19 protein-coding genes are annotated in these 22,946 nt (G+C 74.7%); 12 read left to right on the top strand and 7 right to left on the bottom strand.

The genetic code is table 11. The features are described from left to right. Positions 1-72: 72 nt before the first annotated feature. The 3 genes from ACLQ2W_RS14385 to ACLQ2W_RS14375 are packed head-to-tail and all read right to left on the bottom strand — an operon-like array spanning position 73 to position 2,339. Entirely contained in the window at positions 73-852 is a 780-nt protein-coding gene (locus tag ACLQ2W_RS14385) for a GNAT family N-acetyltransferase (protein ID WP_425786830.1), read from the bottom strand. A 48-nt stretch (positions 853-900) separates the two neighbouring features. Further along, positions 901-2,193, bottom strand: a complete 1,293-nt coding sequence (locus ACLQ2W_RS14380; protein WP_425786829.1) for an MFS transporter — start codon at positions 2,191-2,193, stop codon at positions 901-903. Next, complete coding sequence (locus ACLQ2W_RS14375) at positions 2,190-2,339, bottom strand: hypothetical protein (RefSeq protein WP_425786828.1); 150 nt, start codon at positions 2,337-2,339, stop codon at positions 2,190-2,192. Before ACLQ2W_RS14375 ends, ACLQ2W_RS14380 begins: the two co-directional genes overlap by 4 nt. Before the next feature lie 204 nt (positions 2,340-2,543). Between ACLQ2W_RS14375 and ACLQ2W_RS14370 the strand changes: the two genes are divergently transcribed. Next, positions 2,544-3,383, top strand: coding sequence for a LysR family transcriptional regulator (locus ACLQ2W_RS14370; RefSeq protein WP_425786827.1), 840 nt, complete (start codon positions 2,544-2,546; stop codon positions 3,381-3,383). Positions 3,384-3,695: 312 nt separating this feature from the next. Here ACLQ2W_RS14370 and ACLQ2W_RS14365 read toward each other — a convergent pair whose 3' ends face one another. Further along, positions 3,696-4,514, bottom strand: coding sequence for a 2-hydroxy-acid oxidase (locus ACLQ2W_RS14365; protein WP_425786826.1), 819 nt, complete (start codon positions 4,512-4,514; stop codon positions 3,696-3,698). A gap of 12 nt (positions 4,515-4,526) precedes the next feature. Continuing rightward, a complete protein-coding gene (locus ACLQ2W_RS14360; RefSeq protein ID WP_425786825.1) occupies positions 4,527-5,465 on the bottom strand; it encodes a 3-oxoacyl-[acyl-carrier-protein] synthase III C-terminal domain-containing protein in 939 nt (312 codons plus the stop codon). Between the two features lie 71 nt (positions 5,466-5,536). Here ACLQ2W_RS14360 and ACLQ2W_RS14355 point away from each other — a divergent pair, with 71 nt between their 5' ends. The 7 genes from ACLQ2W_RS14355 to ACLQ2W_RS14325 all read left to right on the top strand — a co-directional run bounded on the left by ACLQ2W_RS14355 (position 5,537) and on the right by ACLQ2W_RS14325 (position 13,942). Then, on the top strand, positions 5,537-6,688 hold the full coding sequence (locus ACLQ2W_RS14355; RefSeq protein ID WP_425786824.1) for a glycosyltransferase: 1,152 nt from the start codon (positions 5,537-5,539) through the stop codon (positions 6,686-6,688). Between the two features lie 149 nt (positions 6,689-6,837). Then, positions 6,838-7,815 (top strand): ATP-binding cassette domain-containing protein, encoded by a 978-nt coding sequence (locus ACLQ2W_RS14350; protein ID WP_425786822.1) that lies wholly within the window; start codon positions 6,838-6,840, stop codon positions 7,813-7,815. 2 nt (positions 7,816-7,817) lie between these two features. Beyond that, positions 7,818-8,582 (top strand): ABC transporter permease, encoded by a 765-nt coding sequence (locus ACLQ2W_RS14345; protein WP_425786821.1) that lies wholly within the window; start codon positions 7,818-7,820, stop codon positions 8,580-8,582. A gap of 109 nt (positions 8,583-8,691) precedes the next feature. Continuing rightward, entirely contained in the window at positions 8,692-10,344 is a 1,653-nt protein-coding gene (locus ACLQ2W_RS14340; protein WP_425786820.1) for a class I adenylate-forming enzyme family protein, read from the top strand. A gap of 41 nt (positions 10,345-10,385) precedes the next feature. Continuing rightward, positions 10,386-11,330, top strand: a complete 945-nt coding sequence (locus tag ACLQ2W_RS14335) for a hypothetical protein (protein ID WP_425786819.1) — start codon at positions 10,386-10,388, stop codon at positions 11,328-11,330. Positions 11,331-11,399: 69 nt separating this feature from the next. Beyond that, positions 11,400-11,885, top strand: coding sequence for a hypothetical protein (locus tag ACLQ2W_RS14330; protein WP_281942285.1), 486 nt, complete (start codon positions 11,400-11,402; stop codon positions 11,883-11,885). 116 nt (positions 11,886-12,001) lie between these two features. Next, positions 12,002-13,942, top strand: a complete 1,941-nt coding sequence (locus ACLQ2W_RS14325; RefSeq protein WP_425786818.1) for a hypothetical protein — start codon at positions 12,002-12,004, stop codon at positions 13,940-13,942. On the opposite strand, the gene ACLQ2W_RS14320 is transcribed toward ACLQ2W_RS14325, so the two are convergent. After that, positions 13,903-15,861 carry a hypothetical protein gene (locus ACLQ2W_RS14320; protein WP_425786817.1) on the bottom strand — a complete coding sequence of 653 codons (1,959 nt, stop codon included), beginning with the start codon at positions 15,859-15,861 and terminating at the stop codon, positions 13,903-13,905. The two genes, ACLQ2W_RS14325 and ACLQ2W_RS14320, sit on opposite strands and share 40 nt — an antisense overlap. Before the next feature lie 248 nt (positions 15,862-16,109). Between ACLQ2W_RS14320 and ACLQ2W_RS14315 the strand changes: the two genes are divergently transcribed. Next, positions 16,110-17,606, top strand: a complete 1,497-nt coding sequence (locus tag ACLQ2W_RS14315) for a S8 family serine peptidase (protein WP_425786816.1) — start codon at positions 16,110-16,112, stop codon at positions 17,604-17,606. A gap of 73 nt (positions 17,607-17,679) precedes the next feature. Here ACLQ2W_RS14315 and ACLQ2W_RS14310 read toward each other — a convergent pair whose 3' ends face one another. Continuing rightward, a complete protein-coding gene (locus ACLQ2W_RS14310; RefSeq protein WP_425786815.1) occupies positions 17,680-19,227 on the bottom strand; it encodes a ricin-type beta-trefoil lectin domain protein in 1,548 nt (515 codons plus the stop codon). A gap of 481 nt (positions 19,228-19,708) precedes the next feature. On the opposite strand from ACLQ2W_RS14310, the gene ACLQ2W_RS14305 reads away from it, so the two are divergent. The 3 genes from ACLQ2W_RS14305 (at position 19,709) to ACLQ2W_RS14295 (ending at position 22,819) form a co-directional block, all read left to right on the top strand. Further along, positions 19,709-20,275: a sigma-70 family RNA polymerase sigma factor gene (locus ACLQ2W_RS14305; RefSeq protein WP_425786814.1), complete on the top strand. Its 567-nt coding sequence runs from the start codon at positions 19,709-19,711 to the stop codon at positions 20,273-20,275. Between the two features lie 99 nt (positions 20,276-20,374). After that, a complete protein-coding gene (locus tag ACLQ2W_RS14300) occupies positions 20,375-21,463 on the top strand; it encodes a zf-HC2 domain-containing protein (RefSeq protein WP_425786812.1) in 1,089 nt (362 codons plus the stop codon). A gap of 129 nt (positions 21,464-21,592) precedes the next feature. After that, the gene (locus ACLQ2W_RS14295; RefSeq protein ID WP_425786811.1) at positions 21,593-22,819 is read left to right on the top strand and encodes a ricin-type beta-trefoil lectin domain protein; all 1,227 of its coding nucleotides are present in this window, start codon (positions 21,593-21,595) and stop codon (positions 22,817-22,819) included. Positions 22,820-22,946 lie beyond the last annotated feature (127 nt).

The raw sequence follows: 22,946 nt of genomic DNA, 5'->3' as shown, positions 1-22,946 counted from the left end.
CGGTTCGGCGATGTCCCGCCCGCCTCGGCATCGGAATCCACCTCGCCAGCCGCGGTGGCTACCAGGACACCATCAGACGGTTCCCGGCGCGGGCGACGTCAGGCGCTTGCCCATGCTGATGTCGTCGACGTAGCTGCCGTCGATCAGGAACTCGTCGACGTGTCGGCCTTCGACGGCGTAACCGTGCCGTTCGTAGAGCCGTAGGGCGCCGGTGTTGGTCGCCAGGACGCGCAGTCCGATCTTCTTGGCGCCCTGTGCGCCGACACGACGCTCGGCGGCTGTCAGCAGGGCTGAGGCGATGCTCATGCGGCGGGCCGGCTCGGCTACCACCAGGTTCCACAGGCCGAAGACGTGAGCCCCTTCCGGGAACGGGGTCGTCTGATGGGTGCTGACCGCGCCGACGATCTGGCCGCCGAGAGCGGCGACCAGGTGGGACTCGGGCTTCCGTCGTTCGTTGAAGTACGCCGTCCGCTCCTCGACCCGGGTCGAGGGAAGCCCGGACCCGGCGGTCCACGCCGCACGGTCGAGGGCGAGGAGAGCGCCGTCATCCTCGGTGGTCGCGGGTCGCACCAAGGGCAGCCAGTCGACGACGAGAGGGTCCTTGGTCGCGAAGCGCAGCAGGTGGCTGGTGATGGTGTCCTCCACCGCCGCCGCGGCGTCCGCCGCGCCGGCTTCGACGATCATGTCGAAGTGGGCTGTCGAGGCCACCAGCAGGCACCTGCCGAGGCTGAAGATGACGGACCCGCGTTCCTCGTCGAGCTCGGTGGGCACCTTGTGCCCCATGTGCGAGACCAGTTGCTTGAGGTAGCGGTGGGGGCGGTCGGTGACGACGCGTGCGGTCGAGTAGAGCATCTGATGCCTTTCCGGCGGTTGTGACGTCAAAGGTGGCGGGTGCACGGATCAGGCAGTTATGACTGCCTCGGTCACCTGGGCGGGCCTGCTGTGGGTTGCCGGACTCTCAGGGTCGGAGGAACCACGCAGCGCTGCCTCGACTCGGCGGTTGCTGGTCATGGTCGCCGTGACGGCGGTCATGGCGAGGAGGAGGCCCGCGGCGGCGTAGAGCGGGGTGCGTACGTCGTAGGCGGTGGCGAGCCACCCGCCGAGGAAGGCGCCGAGTGGGGCGGCGCACATGGCGAGCATGCGGGACGTGGAGGCGACCCGGCCCATCAGGTGGGCGGGGACGATCGTCTGCCGCAGGGAGGGGCCGAGCACCATCGTGGCGCCCATTCCCGCTCCGCAAACGGCGAGCGCGAGACCGGCGACGTACGGGTTCGGGGCAGCGGCCAGGCCCAGGATGGCAAGCCCTTCGAGGGCGGCTGTGCAGGTCAGTGCGGTGCCGGTGCCGAGTCGTCGGCCAAGGCGGGAGGCGATTCCCGCGCCGAGCAGACCGCCGGTGGCCTCCGCGGTGAGGAGTAGGCCGAAGCCGTAGGTGTCGATGCCGAGGCGGTCGTGTGCGAAGAGGGCGAGGACGGTCTCCACGGCGAGGAAGGCGACGTTCCCGACTGCCGGACGCAGCGCGAGCCCGAGCAGCAACCGATCTCGCAAGACGTACGAGGCGCCGGCTCGCGCCTGTCGCAGCACCGTTTCACGGACCTGCGGCACGGGCCGGGGCACGGCGGGCAGCGATCGCACGAGCAGTGCGGAGAGCGCGAACGACACCGCGTCGGCGAGCAGCGGAACCGCCCGCCCGAGCGCGAGCAGGGCGCTGCCTGCGGGCGGCCCCGCGAAGCCGGACATGGCGGTCTGGGCGCCGCGCAGGCGGGCGTTGGCGCGCTGCAGGAGCGCGGGCTGCCGGCCGAGCAGGTCCGGCAGATAGGCCGTGGCGGCCGTGTCGAAGAACAGCCCTCCGAGGCCGAGCAGGAAGGCGACGATGGCGAGCAGTGGAATGGTCAGCACGTCGAGCACGGCAGCCGCCGCGGGTATCCCGAGCAGCACCGCACGCGCCGCGTCCGTGACCCACATCGTGCGCCGGCGGTCCCAGCGGTCCACCAGCGCGCCGCCGAGCACTCCGAAGAGCAGCCAGGGCAGCGTCCCCGCGGCCGCGACGACGGCGAGCGCCAGTGGATCCCGCGTCAACGTCAGCGCGAGCAGCGGCAGCGCGGCACGCGACACCCCGTCGCCCAGCGAGGACACCGTCTGGGCGGTCCACAGCCGTCCGAACCCGGTCGGCAACGTCCGAGCGTCCGAGGTCACTTGCCGTCTCCTTCGACCTGCTGGTCAACCAGCTGGCGCGGAGCCGGCTGGATCAGCGCGAGGACCTGCGACGCCTCCAGTGCCTGCGGCCACGCCCCCGGCCGAAAGAGCTGCGCGGCGGCCGGGTAGTCCTGGGCGTTGCTCATCGGTGATGTCCTTGTCCCGAGTCGATCGAGGGTTTTGCTCATGGACGCACGATCGCCCCCCGCCACCGGGGGAACAACGCGAAAGATCGAATCGTCGCTTAAGCCACCGGTTATCGTTCGGCGCCGAAGCCGTAGACTTTCCCTGATCCACGCAGTTCAGGGGCAGGATCCGGACAACGCGACGACCGGCGGGGAAGCGGGCTGGTGGAGCTGCGCGACATCGAAACCTTCCTGACACTGGCCGACGAACTCCACTTCGGGCGTACAGCCGAACGCCTTCACGTGTCCCAGGCGAGGGTCAGCCAGTCGATCAAACACCAGGAGCGCCGGATCGGCGCTGCCCTGTTCGAACGGACCAGCCGCAGCGTGCGCCTCACTGCGCTCGGTGAGCGACTGCGCGACCGGCTCGACGCGGGCTACCGCGAGATCACGGCAGGCATCGACGAAGCCACCGCCGCCGCCCGCGGACAGGTCGGCACCTTGACCATCGGCACCTTCGACACCCACCATCGGGAGATCGCGGCCGTTATCGACCTGTTCCGGCAGCGGCATCCGCGATGCGAGCTGCGCATGCGCGAGATCCTCCCTTCCGACCCGTTCGGCGGGCTGCGCGCCGGCCGGGTCGACATCGGCCTGCTCTGGATGCCCATCCGCGAGCCCGACCTCACCGTCGGGCCAGAGCTGTACACCGAGCGGCTGGTACTGGCCGTCTCCTCCGCTCATCCGCTAGCCGGACGGGACCGGGTCGAGATGGAGGACCTCGGCGATCACCCGGTGGTGGACCTGGAGGGACCCGTTCCGGCCTACGTGTGGCAGGCGCACACCCCGGCCATGACACCGTCCGGACGGCCCATCCGGCGCGGCACCACCGCGGCCACCCTCGAAGAGGCCCTCACGGCGATCGGCGCCGGCAGCGTCGTGTCCCCCGTCGGGTCATACGCGGCCGCTTCCGGCAACGTCGTGACCTCGCATTCGTGCCCATCACCGACGGCCCGGTCCTGCAGTACGCCCCGGTCTGGCGCAGCGCCGCAGAGACCACACTGATCCGCGCCTTCATCCACGCCGCCGGAGCGGTACACGCTGGCGCGGCCGCGCCGATGATGTGATCGTGCGGCTGCGTCCGTCTCGCCCACCGGCAGAGCCGGCCGCACCGGAGTCGCTGCACGGATGGATCGACAGAGCCGGCAGTGTTTCAACAGCGGCGGCGCAGACTCCGGCTGGGTCATGTGCAACTTCGACGTGCCGGAGTGCGAAGAGGGCCTGCTGTGGGCCGTCAACAACCCATTCATCGGCAGCCAGAGCAGCACGGACATCTGTCCGTGCCGGACGACGGTGGGTCACTTGCTGCCGATCCCGTCAGGGACGGTCAGTGGAGGTCGCCACCAGGCACAGATAGCGCAGTTCGGCGTCGTAGTCGACCACCACCACGCGAGAAGCGGCGTCGTCGGCCAGCCGGTCCAGCAGCGCCCACCAGACGCCGGTGGACGGTTGTCCCGGCGGCACGACCGTGACCGGCCCGCCGGGCGGGGGCCGGACCCCGGCCAGGGCGGGCCCGAGCACCACCGACACGTCCGCGCGCCCGGCGCCGCGCGCGCGCAACTCGGCCGCCGCCAGCGCGGCCACGTCGTCCGGCCCGACGTCCGCGTGCTGCCGGAGCGAGGTCACCCGCGCGCTGTCGTCGGCCGGGCCGTCGCCGAGCAGCAGCGCCACGGCCCGGTGCCGGTCCGGCACGGCAACCCCCGGGTCGTACGGCAGCACGGACTGCTCGACGACGAGGAGCAGGGCCCGGCGGTACGCGTGGGCGCCGGCGATCCGCAGCCCGGTGAACGCCGCCGCCGGCCCCTGGTCGCAGAGCGCGAAGGACATCGGCGTGCCGGGGCAGACGTGACTGAGGTAGGCCGCGGTGGCCCGGCCGGGCAGCGCGTCGTGCACGGCGAACGCCAGCACCAGCAGGTCGACCGGCTCGTCCTCGGGCACGAGCGCCCCGATCAGCTCGGCGGCCATCTCCCCGTAGGACTGGCCCCGCGCCGCCGCGTCGACCCGCAGGCCGTACGGGCGCACCAGGTCGGTCAGGTACTCGCCGGCACGTTCGCGCAGCACGGGATCGTCGAGCAGGACCGCCGGGCCGGTGAACTCCCGGCGCGCGGCGCGGATCAGGTGCAGGTCGGTGCCCATGACGCTCCCCGGTCAGTGCTCGAACACCATGGCGGCGAACGTGGCCCCGTCCCCGGCGCCGACGGCTGCCACGAGGTACCGGTCGCCCGGCCGCAGCAGGTCGCGTTCCCGCGCGGTGCGGTAGTTGACGAACGCGTCCGCGCAGAACACGTGCCCGGCACCGGTGACGTTGTCCAGCAGCACCCGGTCCAGCGGGAACCCGATGAGCTTGACCAGCCGCTTCCAGGTCATCAGGTTGACGTTGTGCGGCAGGATCAGCCGCAGGTCGGCGAGCGTCGTGCCGGCCCGCGCCAGGGCCCGACCGATCACCTCGGCCAGCGCCGGCCGGTACTCGCGCTGGAACCGGGCCGGGGACGCGCCGCCGGCCACGTCGAACTCGCCCCGCTGCGCGACGGCGTACGCGAGCAGCCGGTCCCGGCGGCCGTGCGCGCTGACCAGGCACGCGGACGCGCCCTCGCTGAACACCGACGTCTCCGGGATGAACTGGGCGTCGCGGGTGAACGCCTTCTCCCCGGTGAGGACCAGCGCGAGCGGCTCGTCGCCCGGCGGGTGCGGCTCGGCGGCCAGCAGTCGGCCGGCCACGTCGACCGCGGCCAGCGCGCTCGCGCAGGACTGCTGCGTCAGCGTGAACGCCAGCGCGTGCCCCAGACCGACCGCCCGGCAGACGTCGTGCAGCGGGTTCACCGGGTACGGCGCCACCACCGGGAAGGCCCGCGCGTACACCACGAAGCGCACCCGGTGCGCGACGTCGCGCAGCGCGGTGAGGCCGTCGACCGCGTGCCGCAGCAGGTCGGTCAGGGACAGGTCGGGGTCGTGGCGCACCTCGGTCAGCCCGTGGAACCGCCGGAACAGCCGGATCTGCATCTCGGTCAGGCGCAGCGGCGCGGCCAGACTCTCGATCGGCACGCGGCGGGCCGGCAGGAACACCGAGACGGCGTCGACAGCCGTCATCCGCACACCGTCACGGAGAGGATCAGATCAACGACGCCGGTGGATGTCAACGTACGTGGCATCATATCGACGTGGCTCGGTTCCTCTTCGTGGTGCTGCCGGTTTTCTCCCATCTGAACGCCCCGCTCGCCATCGGCCAGGCGCTGACGGCGGCCGGACACGAGGTGGCCTGGTGCGGTCCGCGCAGTGACCTGCGCCCGCTGATCGGCCCGGACGCCACGCTGTTCCCGACCGGCAAACGCTGGTACCGCCCGGACGGCGAGTCCGGGATGGCCGCGGTGCGCAGCCTCTGGACGGGGCACGTGCTGCCGGTCAACCGCTTCATCCGGGACGCCGCCGAGCAGGCGGTCACGGAGTACCGGCCGGACGTCGTCGTCGTCGACCAGTACGCGATGGCCGGCGCGCTGGCCGCACACCGGCACGGCGTGCCCTGGGCGACGTTCTGCGTCGGCATGCTGGAACTGACCCCGCCGACGGCGGAGCTGCCCGAGTTCACCGACTGGGTGGCGGCCCAGGTGCGGCGCGTGTGGGCGATGACCGACCTGCCCGTCGACGAGACGCTTGACCTGCGCTTCTCGCCGTACCTGGTGATCGGGCTGACCACCACGGCGCTCACCGGCCCCGCGCCGATGCCGGCGCGGTGCGTGCTGACCGGGCCGGCGCTGGGGCGGCGGCCGAACGCGCCCGACTTCGACTGGGCCGCCTGGGCGCCGGACCGCCGGCACGTGCTGGTCACCGTCGGGACGATGGCCGAGCACCTGGCCCGCGACTTCTACCGGCGGGTGACGGCCGCCACCGCGCCGCTCGCCGACCGGCTCCAGGTGATCCTCACCGCCCCGGCGGACCTGGTGCCCGATCCGCCGGCACACGTGCTGGTCGCGCCCCGGGTGCCGGTGCTGGAGCTGATGCCCCGGCTGGACGCGGTGGTCTCGCACGGCGGGCTGGGCACGGTCTCCGAGGCGCTGGCGCACGGCGTGCCGGTGGTGGTCGCGCCGATCCGGCACGACCACCCGGCCATCGCCCGCCAGGTGACCCGGGCCGGCGCCGGCCGTGCGGTCTCCTTCCACGAGGCGACCCCGGCGGAACTGACCGAGGCGGTGACCGCGGTCCTCGACGATCCGGCGTACCGGGCCGGGGCGGCCCGCGTCCGCGACTCGTTCGCCGCGGCCGGCGGCGCGAGCGCGGCGGCGGCGCACCTCGCCGCGCTGGCCGCGACGCCGTGACGCCGACCCGCGGCGAACCGGAACGCATCGACCGTTGTCCCACGCCCGAGCCCGCACTAGCCTGACCTGACGCCCCCGTCCGGCCGCCGTCGTGATCGGACGGTGCGCGACGTGGGCCGCCCCGCGTCGTCGCCGCACGAGGAGGCTCGATGATCGAGGCCACCGGCCTACGCAAGACCTTCCGGGTGGGGCGTGGTCGCGGCGCCAGCACGGTCGAGGCGGTCCGCGGCGTCGACTTCGCGGTCCGGCGGGGCGAGATCGTCGGCTTTCTCGGCCCGAACGGCGCGGGCAAGTCCACCACCCTGCGGATGCTGGCCACGCTGCTGCGCCCGAGCGGGGGCGCGGCGACGATCGCGGGCGTCGACCTGCTGCGCTCGCCGGCCCAGGTGCGCCACCGGATCGGGTTCGTGGCGCAGGCCAGCGGCACCTACGACGACTCCACCGCCCGCCGGGACCTGATCCTCCAGGCGCGGATGCACGGCCGGTCGAAGGACGTGGCGCAGGAGTTGGCGGCGGCGGCGATCCGCGCGTTCCAGCTCGACGACTTCGCCGACCGCAGGATCCGGACGTACTCCGGTGGGCAGCGCCGGCGGCTCGACGTCGCGCTCGGGGTCATCCACTCGCCGCAGGTGATGTTCCTGGACGAGCCCACCGCGGGCCTCGACCCGCCCAGCCGGGCCCGGATGTGGCAGGAGGTCCGGCGGCTGCGCGAGGACGGCATGACGATCTTCCTCACCACGCACTACCTGGACGAGGCGGACACCCTGTGCGACCGGGTCTCCATCATCGACGCCGGCCGGATCGTGGCCGAGGGCACGCCGTCGGCGCTCAAACGGGAGATCTCCGGTGACGTGGTCGCGATCGACTTCACCGCCGCCGACCTCGCCGACCCGGCCGGCGGCGGCCTGCCGGCCGCGACGAAGGTGCTCGCCGAGGCGCCCTACGTCCGCGGGTCCGAGACGGTCGACGGCGCCCTGCGGCTCTACGTTGACAGCGCCGCCACGGCCATCCCGCAGATCATGCGGGCGCTCTACGACCGGGGCATCGAGCCGGGCGCGATCGAGACCCGCCGGCCCAGCCTCGACGACGTGTTCCTGGCCAAGACCGGCCGTTCGCTGGAGGAGTGACCGTGCGAGTCGTCCGTGACACCTGGCTGATCTTCCAGCAGGAGGCCGGCCTGATGGTGCGCAACCCGGTGATGGTCGCGTTCAGCCTGGCCCAGCCGATCACCTACCTCGTCCTGTTCGCGCCGTTCCTCAAGGTGGTGATGGTCGACCGGGGCGCCTCCACGTACGCGGACGCCTACCGCATCTACGTCCCGGGCCTGTTCGTGGCGATGGGCCTCTTCGGTGGCCTGTTCGCCGGCTACGGGCTGCTCAGCGCGCTGCGCGCCGGCATCATCGAACGCTGCCGGGTGACCCCGGTGAGCCGGACCGCCCTGCTGCTGGGACGCGCCCTGATGCACGTGTGCCTCAACGTGGTGCAGGCGGTCGTGATCACGCTCGTGGCGCTGCCGTTCGGGCTGCGCGTGCACCTGGCCAACCTGCTCGTCTCGTATGCGCTGCTGGCCGTGATGGTGCTGTTGAGCACGTCCATCTCGTACGACATCGCGTTGCTGGTCCGCAACGAGAACAGCCTCGGCGTGCTGGTGAACACCGTGGGCCAGCCGATCTCACTGCTGGCCGGCGTGCTCATCCCGCTCGTGCTCGCCCCGATGTGGATCCAGCGGGCGGCGCTCTGGAACCCGTTCGCCTGGGCCACCGACGGCATGCGGGCGCTGTTCGCCGGCCAGATTTTCCAGACCGTGGTCTGGCAGGGCGCGCTCATCATGACCGGGCTGGCCGCCGCCAGCCTGTTCTGGTCGTCGCACCTGTTCAACCGCGAGGTCTCCTGACCGCCGGCACATCGACCATTGTCTCGCCGTGGCCGGCGCTCTAGCCTGATCGTGTCCTGGCGCGGCGGGGGCGCTTTCGGTGAGCGTGTCACGTGGGGAGGCGACTCGTTTGGGTGCCGACAACTTCCGGGCGACCCTGGCGGCGGACCAGGAACTCGGCGCGGGCAACGTGCTGCTCCGGTTGGCCGAGCACGGCGCCGACATGCGGACGCCCCGGGTGACGTTCGACGTCGACGTCGACGGCATCCCCGCCTGGACGCCGCTGTCGCTGGCCACCCTGACCGAGCGGGTCGCCGCCCGGGCGGCCTGGTTCGCCGGGCGCGGCATCGGCCGCCGCGACCCGGTCGCGGTCTACGTCACCTCCGCGCCGGACGTGTTCCTCAACTTCCTGGCCCTCACCCGGCTCGGGGCGATCCCGGCGCTGATGAACGGCAACATGCCGATCGAGTTGGCGGCCGAGTTCGTCCGGCGACTGCGCGGCGTCGGCGTGCTCGTCGACGCCGACCACGACGCGCTGCGCGGGCACGACCTCGGCGTACCGGTCCTCGGCGACGCCGCCGAGACCGGCACCGGCGACCCGGCGCGGGCGCCCGCGCACCACCGGCACCATCCCGAGGACCCGGTCGTCATCACCCACTCCTCCGGCACCACCCGGGTGCCGGCCGCGATCGTCCACTCGCACCACGGCCTGTTCGCCGCGATCCGCGCCGTACGGCTCACCGAGTCCCGGCCGCACGGCGAGGTGCGGGAGATGTCCGCGCTGCCGGCCGCGCACGCCGCCGGCATCATCACGCTCAACCAGGCGCTCTGCAACGGCTACCAGTTGCTCTGCCTCTCGGCGCAGGGCGGCCCGTTCGCGCGCAGCGCCGAGACCGTCCTCGACGCCATCGAGCGGTGGCGCCCGACCGGGGTGTTCGGCTTCGCCGTGACCTGGTCCGAGCTGGCCCGCGTCGACCTGACCACCCGCGATCTCAGCTCGGTGCGCAACTGGTTCAACACCGGCGACTGCGCCCACGAGTCGCACGTCCGCCGGTTGGTCGCGGTCGGCAGCCATCCCACCTGGACCCCCGACGGGCCGGTCGACGTGCCCGGCTCGAAGTTCGTCGACATGCTCGGCTCCACCGAGATGGGGCACGGCGCGTTCCGGATCACCCACCGGCCCGGCAGTGACCGCTACGACCGCTGCGTCGGCAGGCCGTACCCGTTCGCCGAGATCGCGCTGCTCGACGTGGCCACCGGCGAGGAGGTGCCGGAGGGGCAGGTCGGGCACGTCGGGCTGAAGTCGCCGACGCTGGCCATCGGCTACTGGAACGACTCGGTCACCACGTACCGGACCCGGTTGAACGGTTACTACCTGACCGGCGACCTGATGTACCGCGACGCGCGGGGCGACTACCACCACGTCGACCGTGCCAGCGACGCGGTCGACCTGGGCGGCGGGACCTGGCTCTACACCGCGTTGTCCGAGGAACGCATCCTCGCGCACTGCCCGGACGTGCGGGACTGCACCGTCATCGCCGCCGCCGGGGACGACGGCGCCACCGTCACCGAGGTGCTGCTCCTGCTCACCGACGACGCCGACCCGGCGCTGGACCGCACCGAGCGGGTCCGGGCCGCGTTGGGCCCGGCGGTGGCCGCGACGCTGCGCCGGGTGGTGACCGTGCCCGACGACGGCGTGGTGATGGGCCCGACCGGCAAGGTCCGCAAGTTCCTGATGCGCCAGCGGCTGCTGGCCGACGCCGGAGCGTCCACCGCGGGGTGAGCCGGGCCGCGCGGTCGGCGTGCGGGCCCTATCCTCGTGCCGTGTCCTACGCCGCCCTCACGTCCGCCGAGTGGAACGCCATGTCCGACGACGCCGCGCACCGGGTCGCGGCGGGGATCGCCGACCGGCACGGCCTGACGCTGCGGGGCCTGGCGGTCCGGGCCGGCGCCGGGTGGTCGCACCGGCAGGCCCGGTTCGACCGGGACGGCACGCGGTTCGCGCTCGTCCCGGGCGGGCGACCGACACTCGGGTACGACGGCTCGCGGTTCCGGCCGGACGCCGCTCAGGCGGCCGACTACGCGGAGAGCGCCGACGAGTTCGGCCTGCCGCCCGTGCCCGAGTTCGTCGACGCGATGACGTCGCCGGAGCGGGTGGTGGAGATGCCGGCGATGCTGGTGGCGGTGGACGCGTTCGACCCCTGCGGCATGCCGCTGGCGCCGGACGATCCCCGGGTGCGCGAGGTGGCCGCGTCGGCGGAGCCGGGGATCGGCGGGATGCGGCGGGTCGGGCCGGACGGCGGGCTGGACGTCGAGTTCGACCGGGCCGGGCGGGTGACGCGGGCCCGGCTGATCCGACAGGTCTCGTACGACGAGGCGATGGCCGGGCTCGCGCGTCGGGACCTGCGGACCACCACCCCGGACGAGTGGGAGTGGGCGTGCGGGGCCGGCGCGACGACGCTCTTCCGTTGGGGTGACCACCACCCTGCCGACGGATACCCCTTCGACCACCGCACCGGTCCGCACCGGGAGGAGAACCGGTGGGGCCTGGCGATCGGGCAGGACCCGTACCGGCACGAGGCGACGACCGAGCGGACCGTGGTGTGCGGCGGCGACGGCGGCGGCGCGACCTGCGGTGGCAGCGGATTCTTCCTGGGCTGGCTCACCCTGGCGACCGCCTACCGGGATGACGACTTCGGTCGCTGGCTCGCCTCCGACGACGGCTACGCCGACGAGGTCCTCACCCGCCCGGTCGTCGAGCTGCGCTGACCGGACCACCGGTGGCCGGAGGTGGGCGCGCGGGCGCGGGGGTGCGCCGCCGTGCCAGAATCGTCAGCCGTGTCCTACCTCCCCTCGCAGCCGTACCCGCCGATGCCCGGCGCGGTCACGCCCCTGGTCGCCTACCCTCATCCGATCGCGCCGCCGCCGGGCTTCGCGGTGCTCGTCGTCTCGGTGAACCGGGGGCCCTACCTGGTTCCCGCGCCGACGACCAGCCGCTTCAAGGTGGACGGGCGGTCGGTGCCGATTCCCGGTGAGGGAACCTGGCACATCGCGGTCCCGGCCGGTCCGCGCGACGTCCGCTACACCGACTTCATGGGCATCCCGATCATCACCACGTCGGTGCTGGCCCAGCCGGGGGCCGCGCATCACCTGTCGTTCCGGTTCGGCGGCTGGCGCAACCGCGTCCACGACGCCTACGGCACCGACGTGACGCGGTTCGGCCTGTGGTCGAACTACAGCGTCGCGCTGGCCGCGCTGGTCGTCGTCGTGCCGCTCTGCTGCGGAGGGCTCGCGCTGATGGGCGTCTTCTCCACCTCCCCGTGACCGTTCCGCCGGCCCGCTCCGTGATCCGACCACGATCACCGTTGAACCGCCGGCGGTCCGGTCCGTAGTGAGCCCGACGGCAGGGTGGCGGTGGCACAGGAGAGGGAGGGCGACGCGTGCGGATGCGGTGGGCCGTGCAGGCGGTGCTGGTGCTGGTCGGGATCTGGCTGGTGCCGACCGGTCCGGCGCACGCCGCGCCGGCGGAGACCGGCCGGTACTACGTGGTCGGTCCGCCGGTCGACGGACAGCGGGAATACCTGTACGCCATCGCGTTGCGCACGCTCGGTAACGGTAACCGCTATCGGGAGATCGTCGACCTGAACACCGGTCGCGCCCAGCCGGACGGGGAGACGTTCACCGACGGGCTGGTGCTGAACCCGGGCTGGGTGCTCGTGCTGCCCCGGGACGCCAAGGGCCAGGGGGTACGCATCGGTCCGCTGCCCCGGACCCGGACCCGGTCCGCCCCGCCGGCGACCCGGTCGCCGGACCCTGCCCCGTCCACGCCCGCCCGCACCACGGCGCCGCCGAGCCGCGTACCGCCGTCGACCCGGGCGCCCGCCACCACGAAGGCGGCGACGCGTCCCCCGGTCGCCACGGAGGTGGCCGCCCCGCCGCCGGTGGGACGCCGGACCTCGGACGGCGGGGTGGACCCGATGGTGATCCGCGTCGGCGCGGGCGTGCTGTCGGTGCTGCTCGCGGCGGTGGCGATCGTGCTGCTGCGCCCGCGTCGCGCCGCTCGTGGCGTGTCCCTGGCCGGTGACGACGGGCCGTGGCCGCCCGAGCGGCACCACACTCCCGCACCGGGTGATCGCGTCACGCCCGCGTCCGGTGACACGTCCGCGTCCGCGTCCGGTGACGGCGTCACGTCGACGGCCGGTGACCGCGTCGCGACCGAGTCGGCGCCGGCGGCAGCGGGAGGGGCAGCGGCAGCGGACGACGCCGCGAGGGCGGTCCGCCGGCCCGTCGGCGGCCCGCCCGGATCGTCCCCGGCGGTGGCGCCGGACCCGCCGGCCGTCCGCTCGGGGAGCACCACGACGAACTCGTCGGCGTCGTCGGCGCGGAACGCGACCAAGGCCGACGCCGTCCACTCCCGACCCGCGCCGTCACCGGCCCCGCCGCCGGCCGGGCCGCCCGCCGCCGGGTCCGCCGCGCCGGCCACACGCCGAGGGCCGGTCGCGGGCTTGGCGGACGCGTCGAAGCCGCGTCCGGCGCCCTCGACGGCGTCCCCGGCCCCCCGTCCCGCCGCGTCGCCGGAGAACGCGACCGACACCGGGACCAGCCCCACCGACACCAAGACCGGCCCCGCCGACACCGACACCAAGGTCGGCCCCACCGACACCAAGGTCGGCCCCACCAGCAGCGACACCGCGACCGGGGCCGGCTCGACCGACACCTCGATCGGGACCGCGATCGGGACCGGCCCCGCCGGCCCTGCGGCCGGCACCGGGACCGGTCTCGCTGCCGCCGGGACGACGCCGGACGTGCCGCGCCCGCCGCTGCCCGCCGCGGACGAGGCGCCGTACCTCACCGCCGACCTGGAGACCGACGTCGGTCCGGCCCGGGTGCGGCTGGTCGGAGTGGCGGCCGGGCGGGGCGTGCCGCCGTACGCCTGGCTGGGCCCGGGGGAGACGGCCCCGCCGGCCGTGCTGCCGCTGGTGCTGGGGCGTCGCGGACCGTGGCGGCTGCACGTGGACCTGGCCCGGGTGCCCGACGTGTTCACGCTGGTCGGGCCGGCGGCGGTGTGTGGCCGCGCCGCCGCGACCCTCGCCGGCCGGCTGTCGGCCGCCGGGGTCGGCGTCGCCGTGGTGGGGGAGGCGCTGGGCGCCGAGCCGCCGGACGGCTACCACCGACTGGCCGGCCTGCCCGAGCCGCCGCGGCCGGGGGAGGACCTGCCGGCGCCGTCAGTGGTGTTCACCGCGGGCCCGTCCCCGGCCGGGGCGCGCGGCCTCGCCGCCGCCACCGACGGACGGTGCGTGCCGGTGGTGCTGGGGCCGGTCCCGGCCGGCCGCTGGTCGCTTCAGTTCGAGGTGGCCGCCGGGCCGGTCGGGGCGGACTGAACGCCGCGCGCCACCACGGGCAGCGGGCCGGCCGCCACGCCGGGCACCGCCTCCCACGCCCCGTCCCGCGCCCGGTGGACGCGGTCCACCTGGACCCGGTCGTAGGAGCGGCTGGTGAGGATCAGCTCGACGCCGGCCTGCCGCAGCCGCTCCGCGCGGCCACGGGCCAGCGGCAGCGCGGCCAGGGCGTCGGCGGTGGCGACGACGTCGAGCGTACGGCCGCGCGGCACCCGTACCTCCACGAGCAGCCGGCCGGCCCGGGCCGCCGGTCGCCGCCGGGACAGCGGCAGCCAACCCGGCGCCAGGCCGCGCGAGTGTGCCGGCAGCAGCGCGTACGCCCGCCGGGTGCCGTGTGCCGGCCAGCGGCTGACGTCGTGCGGCAGCCCGGCGCTCGACGCGTTCGTCGGCGCGGGGCGGATGCGCAGCGCCCCGCCGTCGAGCCCGTCGACGGGGCGCAGCCGGCCGTCGTCGGTGGCCCGGAACGCGCCCCGCACCCGCGCCCGGTCCAGCCGGCCGGCCGGCAGCAGGTAGGTGTCCGGGGCGCCGAGCAGGTACTGGAGTCGGGCCGGGACGTGCGAGCGCAGCACCTGCACCGGGATCGCGCCGCCCGGCTCGACCCGTACCCGCAGCAGGTCGGCCCGGTCCGGCGCGGACCGCGGGTCCAGGTAGCCGACCAGGAACAGCTCGGCGCTGGGTACGCCGTCGGCGGCGGCCCGCTCCAGGTCGCCGGTGACCGGCACGTACGCCTCGAACGCCTCGATCGTGACCTGCTGGCCGGGGCGCAGCCAGGGCGGCCCGTAGCGGGCGGCGCGGCGTTGCTCGGCGGCCAGCGGCGGGCGGGGCGAGGACTCCGGGACGCTGACGTCGTGGTCGTCGGGCACGTCGGCGGAGGGCGGCTCGACCGCCCGCTCCCCGTCGGTGTCGGCGTCGGTGTCGGTGTCGGTCACCACGATGCGCTGCCGCGACGGGCGCGGCACCAGGAGGCCGTCCGCTGTCGCGTCGACGCCCGGCGGGCCCTCGGCGTACCGGGGGCGGTGGGCCTGCCACGGCGCGACGCCGCCGGCCGCGTCGAGCGCGCGCAGGTGGCGATGGTCGGCGACGAGTTCGGCGCGTCCGCCCGGCGGCGGGGTCCAGACCGTGGCGCCGGTGGTCTCGGCCAGCTCGGCGGCCTGGGCCGCGAGCTTCGCCTGCTCGTCCGCCTCGGACGGCCAGGTGAGCCAGAGCCGCAGGTCGGCGCCGTAGAGCGGCAGCTCACCGAGGAGCGCGGCCAGGTGCCCGGCGTCGCGGACCTGCTGGGTGCCGCTGTAGTCGCCGATCAGGAAGCCGCCGGAGCGGGCCGTGACGGAGACCGTGACCAGTTCCGTCGCGGTGGCGCCGAGCCGGTGGGCGGTGGCCCGGCGGGCCACGAAGTCGGCCCGGGTGGCCAACGCCACACCGGTGGGCAGCGGCAGGTTGACCACGCCGGTGCGGGGCCGGACCAGACCGTCCTCCACCGCGAACCAGCCGGGCAGCGGGGTGGCGAGGTCCGGCGGTTGCAGCACCAGCCAGTCCATCGGCTGCCGGGTCACGCGGTCCAGCGGCAACGCGTGCAGCGGCCCGTCGTCGGCGTCGGGCACCCGGCCGGGCAGCACCTGCCGGATGTCCGCGCCGTCCGGGCTGACCAGCACGTCGTGCCCGAGCAGGCCGGCCACCTCGGTGAACAGCTCGGCGTGGCGGGCCCCGTCGTCGGTGAGGATCCGGACGTCGTCGGCGGCGTCCCCGGTCCGCCGGACCAGGTCCGCCAGCGCGGGCGCGTCCAGCGGGCGGTCCGGCGCGGTGGGCAGCGCCGGCTTCCCGCGCGGGCCGCACACCAGCCACAGATCGAGCAGGCCGGGCACCCGCCGGTGCCGGCGCGGGTCGAAGCGGCGGGTGGTCGGCATCCGGTCGATCCCCCGGCCGTCCACGGGGGCGGTCCGTGCCAGCCCTGTCACCGCCGCCCCGCCTTCGTCACACAGTCGTCCCGCCGTCGGCCGGAGCCGTTCGACATCGAGGGCCGGTACCCTCGGCGGTCTCCATGACGGACGCCATGGAAATCTGGTTCAGATTGATTTGAACGAAGTCGGCGCTGATCCGCAATAGACGGTGACGGCCGATCGGTCTGGGCCGCGGTGACGGAAGGGGACCCGAGGTGCTGGCGAAGCACTCCATCCTTGCAAGACTGCTCGTGGTGGTGATGGTCGGCTGCGCGATCCTGGCCGTGCCACGGCCCTCGGCCGCCCGGTCCGGGCCGGACACCGAGCCGGACACCGAGCCGTACGTGAAGTACTACGTGGTCGCGGCGCAGTACCAGGGCCAGCCGGAGAATCTCACCGAGATCGCCCGGCGGTTCCTGGGCAGCGGCGCGCGGGCCGCCGAGATCTACCAGCTCAACACCGGTCGGGTCCAGCCGGACGGGGCCCGGCTGACCGACCCGGGCACGCTGCGGGCCGGGTGGCACCTGGTGCTGCCGTGGGACGCCGCCGGTGAGGGGGTCGAGTACGGACAGTTGCCGGCCCCCCGTCGGCCGTCGGCCCGCCCCACGCCGACCCGGTCGCCGGGCCCGCGGCCGGACGGCAGCCCGTCACCGGGCGCGAGTCCCACGCCCTCCGGTACGCCCACCGGCCCCGGCCGGAACGTGAAGTGCACCGCCACCGCCGCGTCCAGCGGCCGGTCGGAGTGGGCGCAGCTACGCATGGCGGCGGACAGCGCGTGGACCCTGACCCGCGGCAACGGCGTCAAGGTGGCGGTCGTCGACACCGGCGTCGACGCCGGCCTCCAGCAGCTCAGCGGCCGGGTCGCGGTGGGCGCGGACGTCACCGTCGGTAATGGACGCGGGGACGAGGACTGCCTCGGCTCCGGCACGGCGATGGCGGGCATCATCGCCGCGGACGACAGCGTCGAGAACCGCCCGGTGGGGTTGGCGCCGGACGCCACCATCGTGCCGGTGCGGATGGTCCGGTCCTCCGGCGACGCGCGCCCGGCCGACGCCGCGACGGCCATCGAGGTGGCGGTCAGCACCGGCGCCTCGGTGGTGGCGCTCGGTTCCCGGGTCGACCTGGCCGACCCGGCGGTGGCGGCGTCGCTGACCACCGCGCTGGAGCACGACGTGCTGGTGGTGGCGGGCGCGCCGGTCAAGCCCACCACGCTCCCGTCGCCGCGGGGCGGATCCGGCGGGTCGCTGGTGCTCACCGGCGGCGTCGGCGCGGGCGGCCAGCTCGCCGAGAAGTACGTCGACGGCTCGGTCGAGGTGGTCGCGCCCGGCATCGAGGTGGCGACGCTCGGTGTCGGCGGCGGCAAGGTGATCGGCAACACCGGCACCGAGTTCGCGGTGGCGTTCGTGGCCGGTGAGGCCGCGCTGATCCGGGCCGCCCAGCCCGACCTCACCGCCGCGCAGGTCGAGGAGCGCATCCGCGCCACCGCCGAACCGGTGGGTGGGCAGGTCGCCGAGGGAGATCCGCGCTACGGCTCCGGCATGATCAACCCGGCGGCCTCGGTGGCCCCGTCCGTGGACGCCCAGGCCCCGGCCGCCGCGCAGGCGGGCCGGGGCGGGGGCACGCTGGTCGCCGTGCTGCTGGGGTTCGCGCTGCTGTTCGGCGCGGGCGGCTTCCTGGTCTACCGGTTGCGCCGCCGCCGCTGGGCCGGCTGACCGCCACGTAGTGAAGGAGGGGCCCCTTGTTAACAGCCGTCTGTTAAAAAGGGGCCCCTCCTTACACCTCCGGCTAGCGCAGCGACCAGGTCTGCTTCGGGTTGAACACGCAGGTCCACGCGTTCAGCGGCGCACCCGTCCCGTGCCCGTCCACGTCCAGGCAGCGGTCGGTCTCCGGGTTGAACAGGGACCGGATGCCCTTGTATTCGGTCCATCTCCACTTCTGGGCCGGGTTGCCGCTGCACAAGGCGCTCTGCACCGGCGCGCCGTCCCGCTTCTCACCCCAGGCCACGTCCAGGCAGAGACCGTTGGCGCGGACGCTCCCGTCGGACTGGAACGTCCACCACTGCGCCCGCTCCTCCCGGCACGGCCGCAGGACCACCGGGATGCCGTCCCCGGCGCCGCCGCTGGCGCACAGCCCGGTCTCCTTGCCGACGAGCTGCTTCGCGCCGGTCGGGCGCTTCGGCGGGGCCGGCTTCTCCGGCTCGGCCGGCGGGCGGGTCGACGGCGACGCGCTGGGCCGTGGCGCGGGCGGCTTGACGCTCGGCGTCGGGCTGGGCGACCGGGGCGTGGCGGACGGTGAAGGGCTCGGGCTGGCCGGCGCCGCCGTGAGCCGCCCGTCGAGCGCGTAGAAGTCGGTGAACTCCTTCACCCGGCGCAGGAACGCCTGCGTGTCGTCGTCCAGCTCACCGCCGGTCTGTCGCACCGCGGTCGGCCCGTTCCGGTACGCGGCCAGCGCCAGCAGACCCGGGTCGCCGTCGAGGCCGGCGAGGTCGCGACGCAGCGCACAGAGCGCGACGCCGACCGCCGGGACGGCCACCTGCGGGTCCCACGGTGAGGCGTCCGTCGGCCCGTACGCCTGCCACACCTCGGGCAGGAACTGGGCGATGCCCCGCCGGCCGTCGTCGCCGAGCAGGTTCGGGTCGAAACCCGACGCCGCCATGAGCTGCGCCGCCACCGCCGCGGGCGGCACCTCCGGGCACACCGAGCCGGCCCGCACCACGAGCTTGACGTAGGTCGCCGGCACCGCCTTCGGCTGCTGGCGCTCGGTGTCCGGTCGGGTGGTGCCGGAGCCGCCGAACGCGGTCAGCTCGCCGTAGTACGCCGCGTAGCGGCTGACGTCGTCGACGTACGTGACCGCGTCGGACGGGACGCCCTTCGCCTCGCGTACCCGGTCGAGGTCGGTGTGGAACGCGGCCAGGGACAGCCGCCACGGGTCGCCGGGGATGGCGGCCAGGCGCAGTTGCCCACTGAGGTCGCACATCTGGTGGGCCAGCGCCAGGATGTTGGCGGCGGTGTCGGTGCGGTCCGCGCCCGGCCACGGCGCCCAGGACTTCCACCGGTCGTCGTCCAGGCCGGCGAAGCCGCGACCACCAGAGGTGGTCTTGCCGACGCGTCCGTCCAGGCCGGACTCGGTCATCAACTGCCCGGCCAGCCGGGCCGGGGTCAGCGTGGGGCAGGAGCGGGCCGCGGCCCGGATAGCGGTCAGATGCTCGGCGGAGACCTTGCGGCCGGTCAGCTTGTCGTCGCGGGCCGTGGCGATGCCCCAGCTCACGGAGGCGACCACCATGAGCAGCACCGCGAGGCCGGCCGCGATGGCGGCGACGACACGACGCGGCATCCGGGCGAGTCGGGATCGGAGGCCAGGAAGATCGGGTGTCACGGGACTTCCCTTCCGGTGATGACGTCGCCAGGCGTGACGGATGCGCGACGTCCTCGGTTCACCCGACCGGAATCATTCCGATTCCAGTCCGGCCGCCATTGAACCGACCGGCGCACCGGGCCGTCAACGTGGACGGCGCCGGACGGACCGATTTCCGCCGCCGGACACCGCCGGATCGTCGATCGGAGTGCTCGATGTGGACTCGCCACCATTCGCCCGACGCGGGGCTGACCAGCGTCGTCGTGGGCGGGGCCGGCCCGCGTCGGGTCGTCGTCCGTCGGTCGGAGCGCGTCCGGTGAGCACCGCCACCCTGGTCGCGGTCCGCCGGCCGGCGACGGCGTCCGATGAGTACGGTTATCCTTCTCCCTCAGAAGGGTCCGGTGCCGTGGCGCCGGGCCGGCCGGGCGGGCACGCCCGACACGTCAGGGGGAGGCGTTCTGTGTCGGCGGTGCCCAACGAGGCGGTGGAGCCCGGAGTTCCGGGCGAGGCCGTCGGCCAGGGTTCCACCGAGAGCCTGATGCGGTGGATCCACGAGCAGTACCGTGAGCCGCTGCTGCGCTTCGTCACCCGGCTGGTGCTCGGCCGGCAGGAGCTGGCCGAGGATCTCGTGCAGGAGACGTTCCTGCGGGCCTGGCGCAACCTCGGCACGCTGGCCGAGGAGCCGCGCCGGATCGCCCCCTGGCTCTACACCGTCGCCCGGCACGTGGCCGTCGACGCCGGGCGGGCCCGGCAGGCCCGGCCGCCCGAGGTCGCCGTGCCGGACCTCAACCGGCTCACCTCGGCCGACGACGAGATGGACCGGGTGGTCACCGCCCACACCGTCCGGCTGGCGCTGCGGCAGATCAAGCCGGAGCACCGGGCGGTCCTGATCGAGATGTACTACAAGGGCGCCTCGGTCGCGGAGGCGGCGGAGCGGCTCGGGATACCCGAGGGTACGGTAAAGTCCCGGACGTACTACGCGGTGCGGGCGCTGCACGCGGCGATCGGCCCGATCGAGTCGGCCTGATGTCACGTCCCAGCGGCTCCTCGTCCGATCCCGGCACCGACGCGGTGACCCGGTTCGTCGTTCCGGCGCACCCTTCGTCGGGTCGGGAAGGGGGGCGTGATGCGCACCGGCGGTGAACACCCCACGTCCGCGCACGAGGCGCTCGCGCTCTATCTGCTCGGCGCGCTCGACGAGACCGACCGTGTCGCCTTCGAGGCGCACCTCGCCGGCTGCGACGAGTGCCTTTCCGCTGCCGCCGACCTGGGTGGCGTGACCAGCGGGCTCGGCGCGCTCGACGCGGCCGACTGGGCCGAGTTCGACCTCCCGCCGGCCGCGGTCCTGCCGCCGGCCTCCGTGCTGCCCCCGCGGGCCGTCCCGGCCGTGCGCCCCGACCCGGCGTCCGCCGCCGTCGTCGAGCCGGCTGTCCCCGACCCGACCGTCCCCGACCCGACCGTCCCCGACCCGGCCGTCGCCGGGGAGCCGGCCGCGCCCGTCGTCCGGGAATCGGCCGCGCCGGTCGCCGGGGAGCCGACCCCGCCCGTCGCCGGGGAGCCGGCCGTGCCGGTCGCCGGTGGACCCGTCGTACCGGAATCCCCGTCGGACGCCGGTGCGCGGCCGGCGTCGCCCGCCGTACCCCGCTCCGGGCCGGACCCGGACGGCCCGACCGCGCCGGACGGCGGGCCGGTGTTGGCGGGCCGGCGGCCCGTGCGGCCCGGCCGAGGGCCCGGCGGCACGACCGGACCGGCGCCGTCGTCCGGTCGCCGCTCCCGCCCCGGCGACGGTCGTTCCCGGCCGCTGTCCGCCCGGCGCCGGTTGCTGCTCTGGGGTGGGGCGGTGGCGCTGGCGCTCGCGGTGCTCACCGGTGGGATCGTGGCCGCTGTCGGCGGCGGCGGGGGCCGCGACGACCTGGTGCTGACCGCCACCGGCGAGGCGCCCGGCCAGGGCGTCAGCCTCTCCGTGTCGATCACCACCCACGAGGGCCAGGGCTCCACGATCAGGATCACCGCGACCGGGCTGCGGCCCGGCCTGCGCTACCGGCTCTTCGCGGTGACCCGGGACGGCGTCACCCACCCGGTCCGCGACTGGACCGCCTCGGCCGGTCCGCAGGAGGTGACCGGGGAGCTTTCGCCGTCGGTCGACGACCTCTCCTTCGTCGGCGTGAGCCGGCCGGACGGCACCTCCGTGGTGACCGCGCCGATCTCCCGCTGACCGCAACCCCTCCGATCCGCACCGACTCCGGTTGAACCGGGAGCCCGCCCGCGCCGTCGTGTGGCCGTGCGCCTGCCGCACTCGTCGGGGGACGTGACGCGTCCCCGCGTCAGGCCGAGGGAGGGCTACATGGCAGTGAACACCGGATCGTCGACCCGCGGGCGGCCGACGCGCAGGAGGTCCGCCCTGCTCGCCGTCGTGTTGCTCGGGTCGGGGCTGATCGTGGGCGTGCCGGGCGGCACGGCGACCGCCGCCACCGGGGAGCGGGTGACGTTCGTCAACGGCACCGCGGAGACGCTGTGGATCGGCGCGGGGGAGAGCGGGGACGGCTCGCGGCCGATCACCGGCCTGCCCACCCTGCGTCCGGGCGAGAAGAGCACCATCGTCATCCCGGACGCCGGCGAGCCGGGCCACTGGCGGGGCCGGTTCTTCGCCCGCCAGCGCTGCGACGGCGACCCGAACGGGTCGTTCCGCTGCCTGGTCGGTGACTGCGGCGCGTTCGCCGACCGGTGCGAGCGGGGCGCGGAGCCGGTGAGCCTGGCCGAGTTCAACTTCGACCGGAACAACGCCGCCGCGCCCTGGTACAACGTCAGCTACGTCGACGCGGTCTCCACCACGATCACGATCGACGCGCCCGGCGCCCCGAGGCCGGAGACGGCGGGCAGTTGCGCGCGGTGGGACTGCTCCGCCGGCCAGCTCCTCGCCGCCTGCCCGGAGGCGCACGCCGTCCGGGACCCGGCCCGGGGTGACCGGATCAACTGCGTCAACCCGAACCGGGACGCGGAGAGCGCGTACACCGCCGCGCTGCTCCCGTTCGGCCCGCGCGCCTACCTGTGGTCCACCCACGACCGGGTCGCCGGCAACGAGACGGTCTACAACTGTCCGGGCTGCGCGGAGGTCGTGGTGACGTTCCGCGGTGGTGGGGACTCGCCGGCGCCGGCGCCGAAGCGTACGGTCGTCCGCCCCGCCTCCGGCTTCGCGCTGCGCGGGTACGCGGACAAGTGCGTCGACGTGCCGGGCGGCGAGTCGGCCGACGGGGTGCGGTTGCAGCTCTGGCACTGCAACGGCACCCCGGCCCAACGCTTCACCCGAGGCCCCGGTGACACGTTGACGGTGCTGGACAAGTGCATGGACGTGGCGTGGGCGTCCCGGGACAACGCGGCCAAGGTGCAGCTCGCGTGGTGCAACGGCGGGCCGGCGCAGGTCTGGGTGGCCGAGGGCGGGCTGCTGCGCAATCCGCACTCCGGCAAGTGCCTCGACGTGCGCGACTGGAACTCCGACGACGGCGCGCCGCTGCAGATCTGGGAGTGCGCCGCCAGCCAGAGCAACCAGAACTGGCGCGAGACCGCCCGCTGATCCGACCGGCCCCGGGACGGGCCCAGGTGCTTCGGCGCCCGGGCCCGTCGTTCCACCGGCGTGCGCAGCGCCGCCCGGGAGGTTCCTTCACCGCGCCGTTGGCCGTGCGCATCGGTCACCGGGCCCG

It is taken from the genome of Micromonospora sp. DT227 (assembly GCF_049841835.1).
Classification (GTDB): Bacteria; Actinomycetota; Actinomycetes; order Mycobacteriales; family Micromonosporaceae; genus Micromonospora.
Note: the sequence above shows the minus strand (reverse complement) of the source record. Positions and strands in the feature narration are given on the sequence as shown.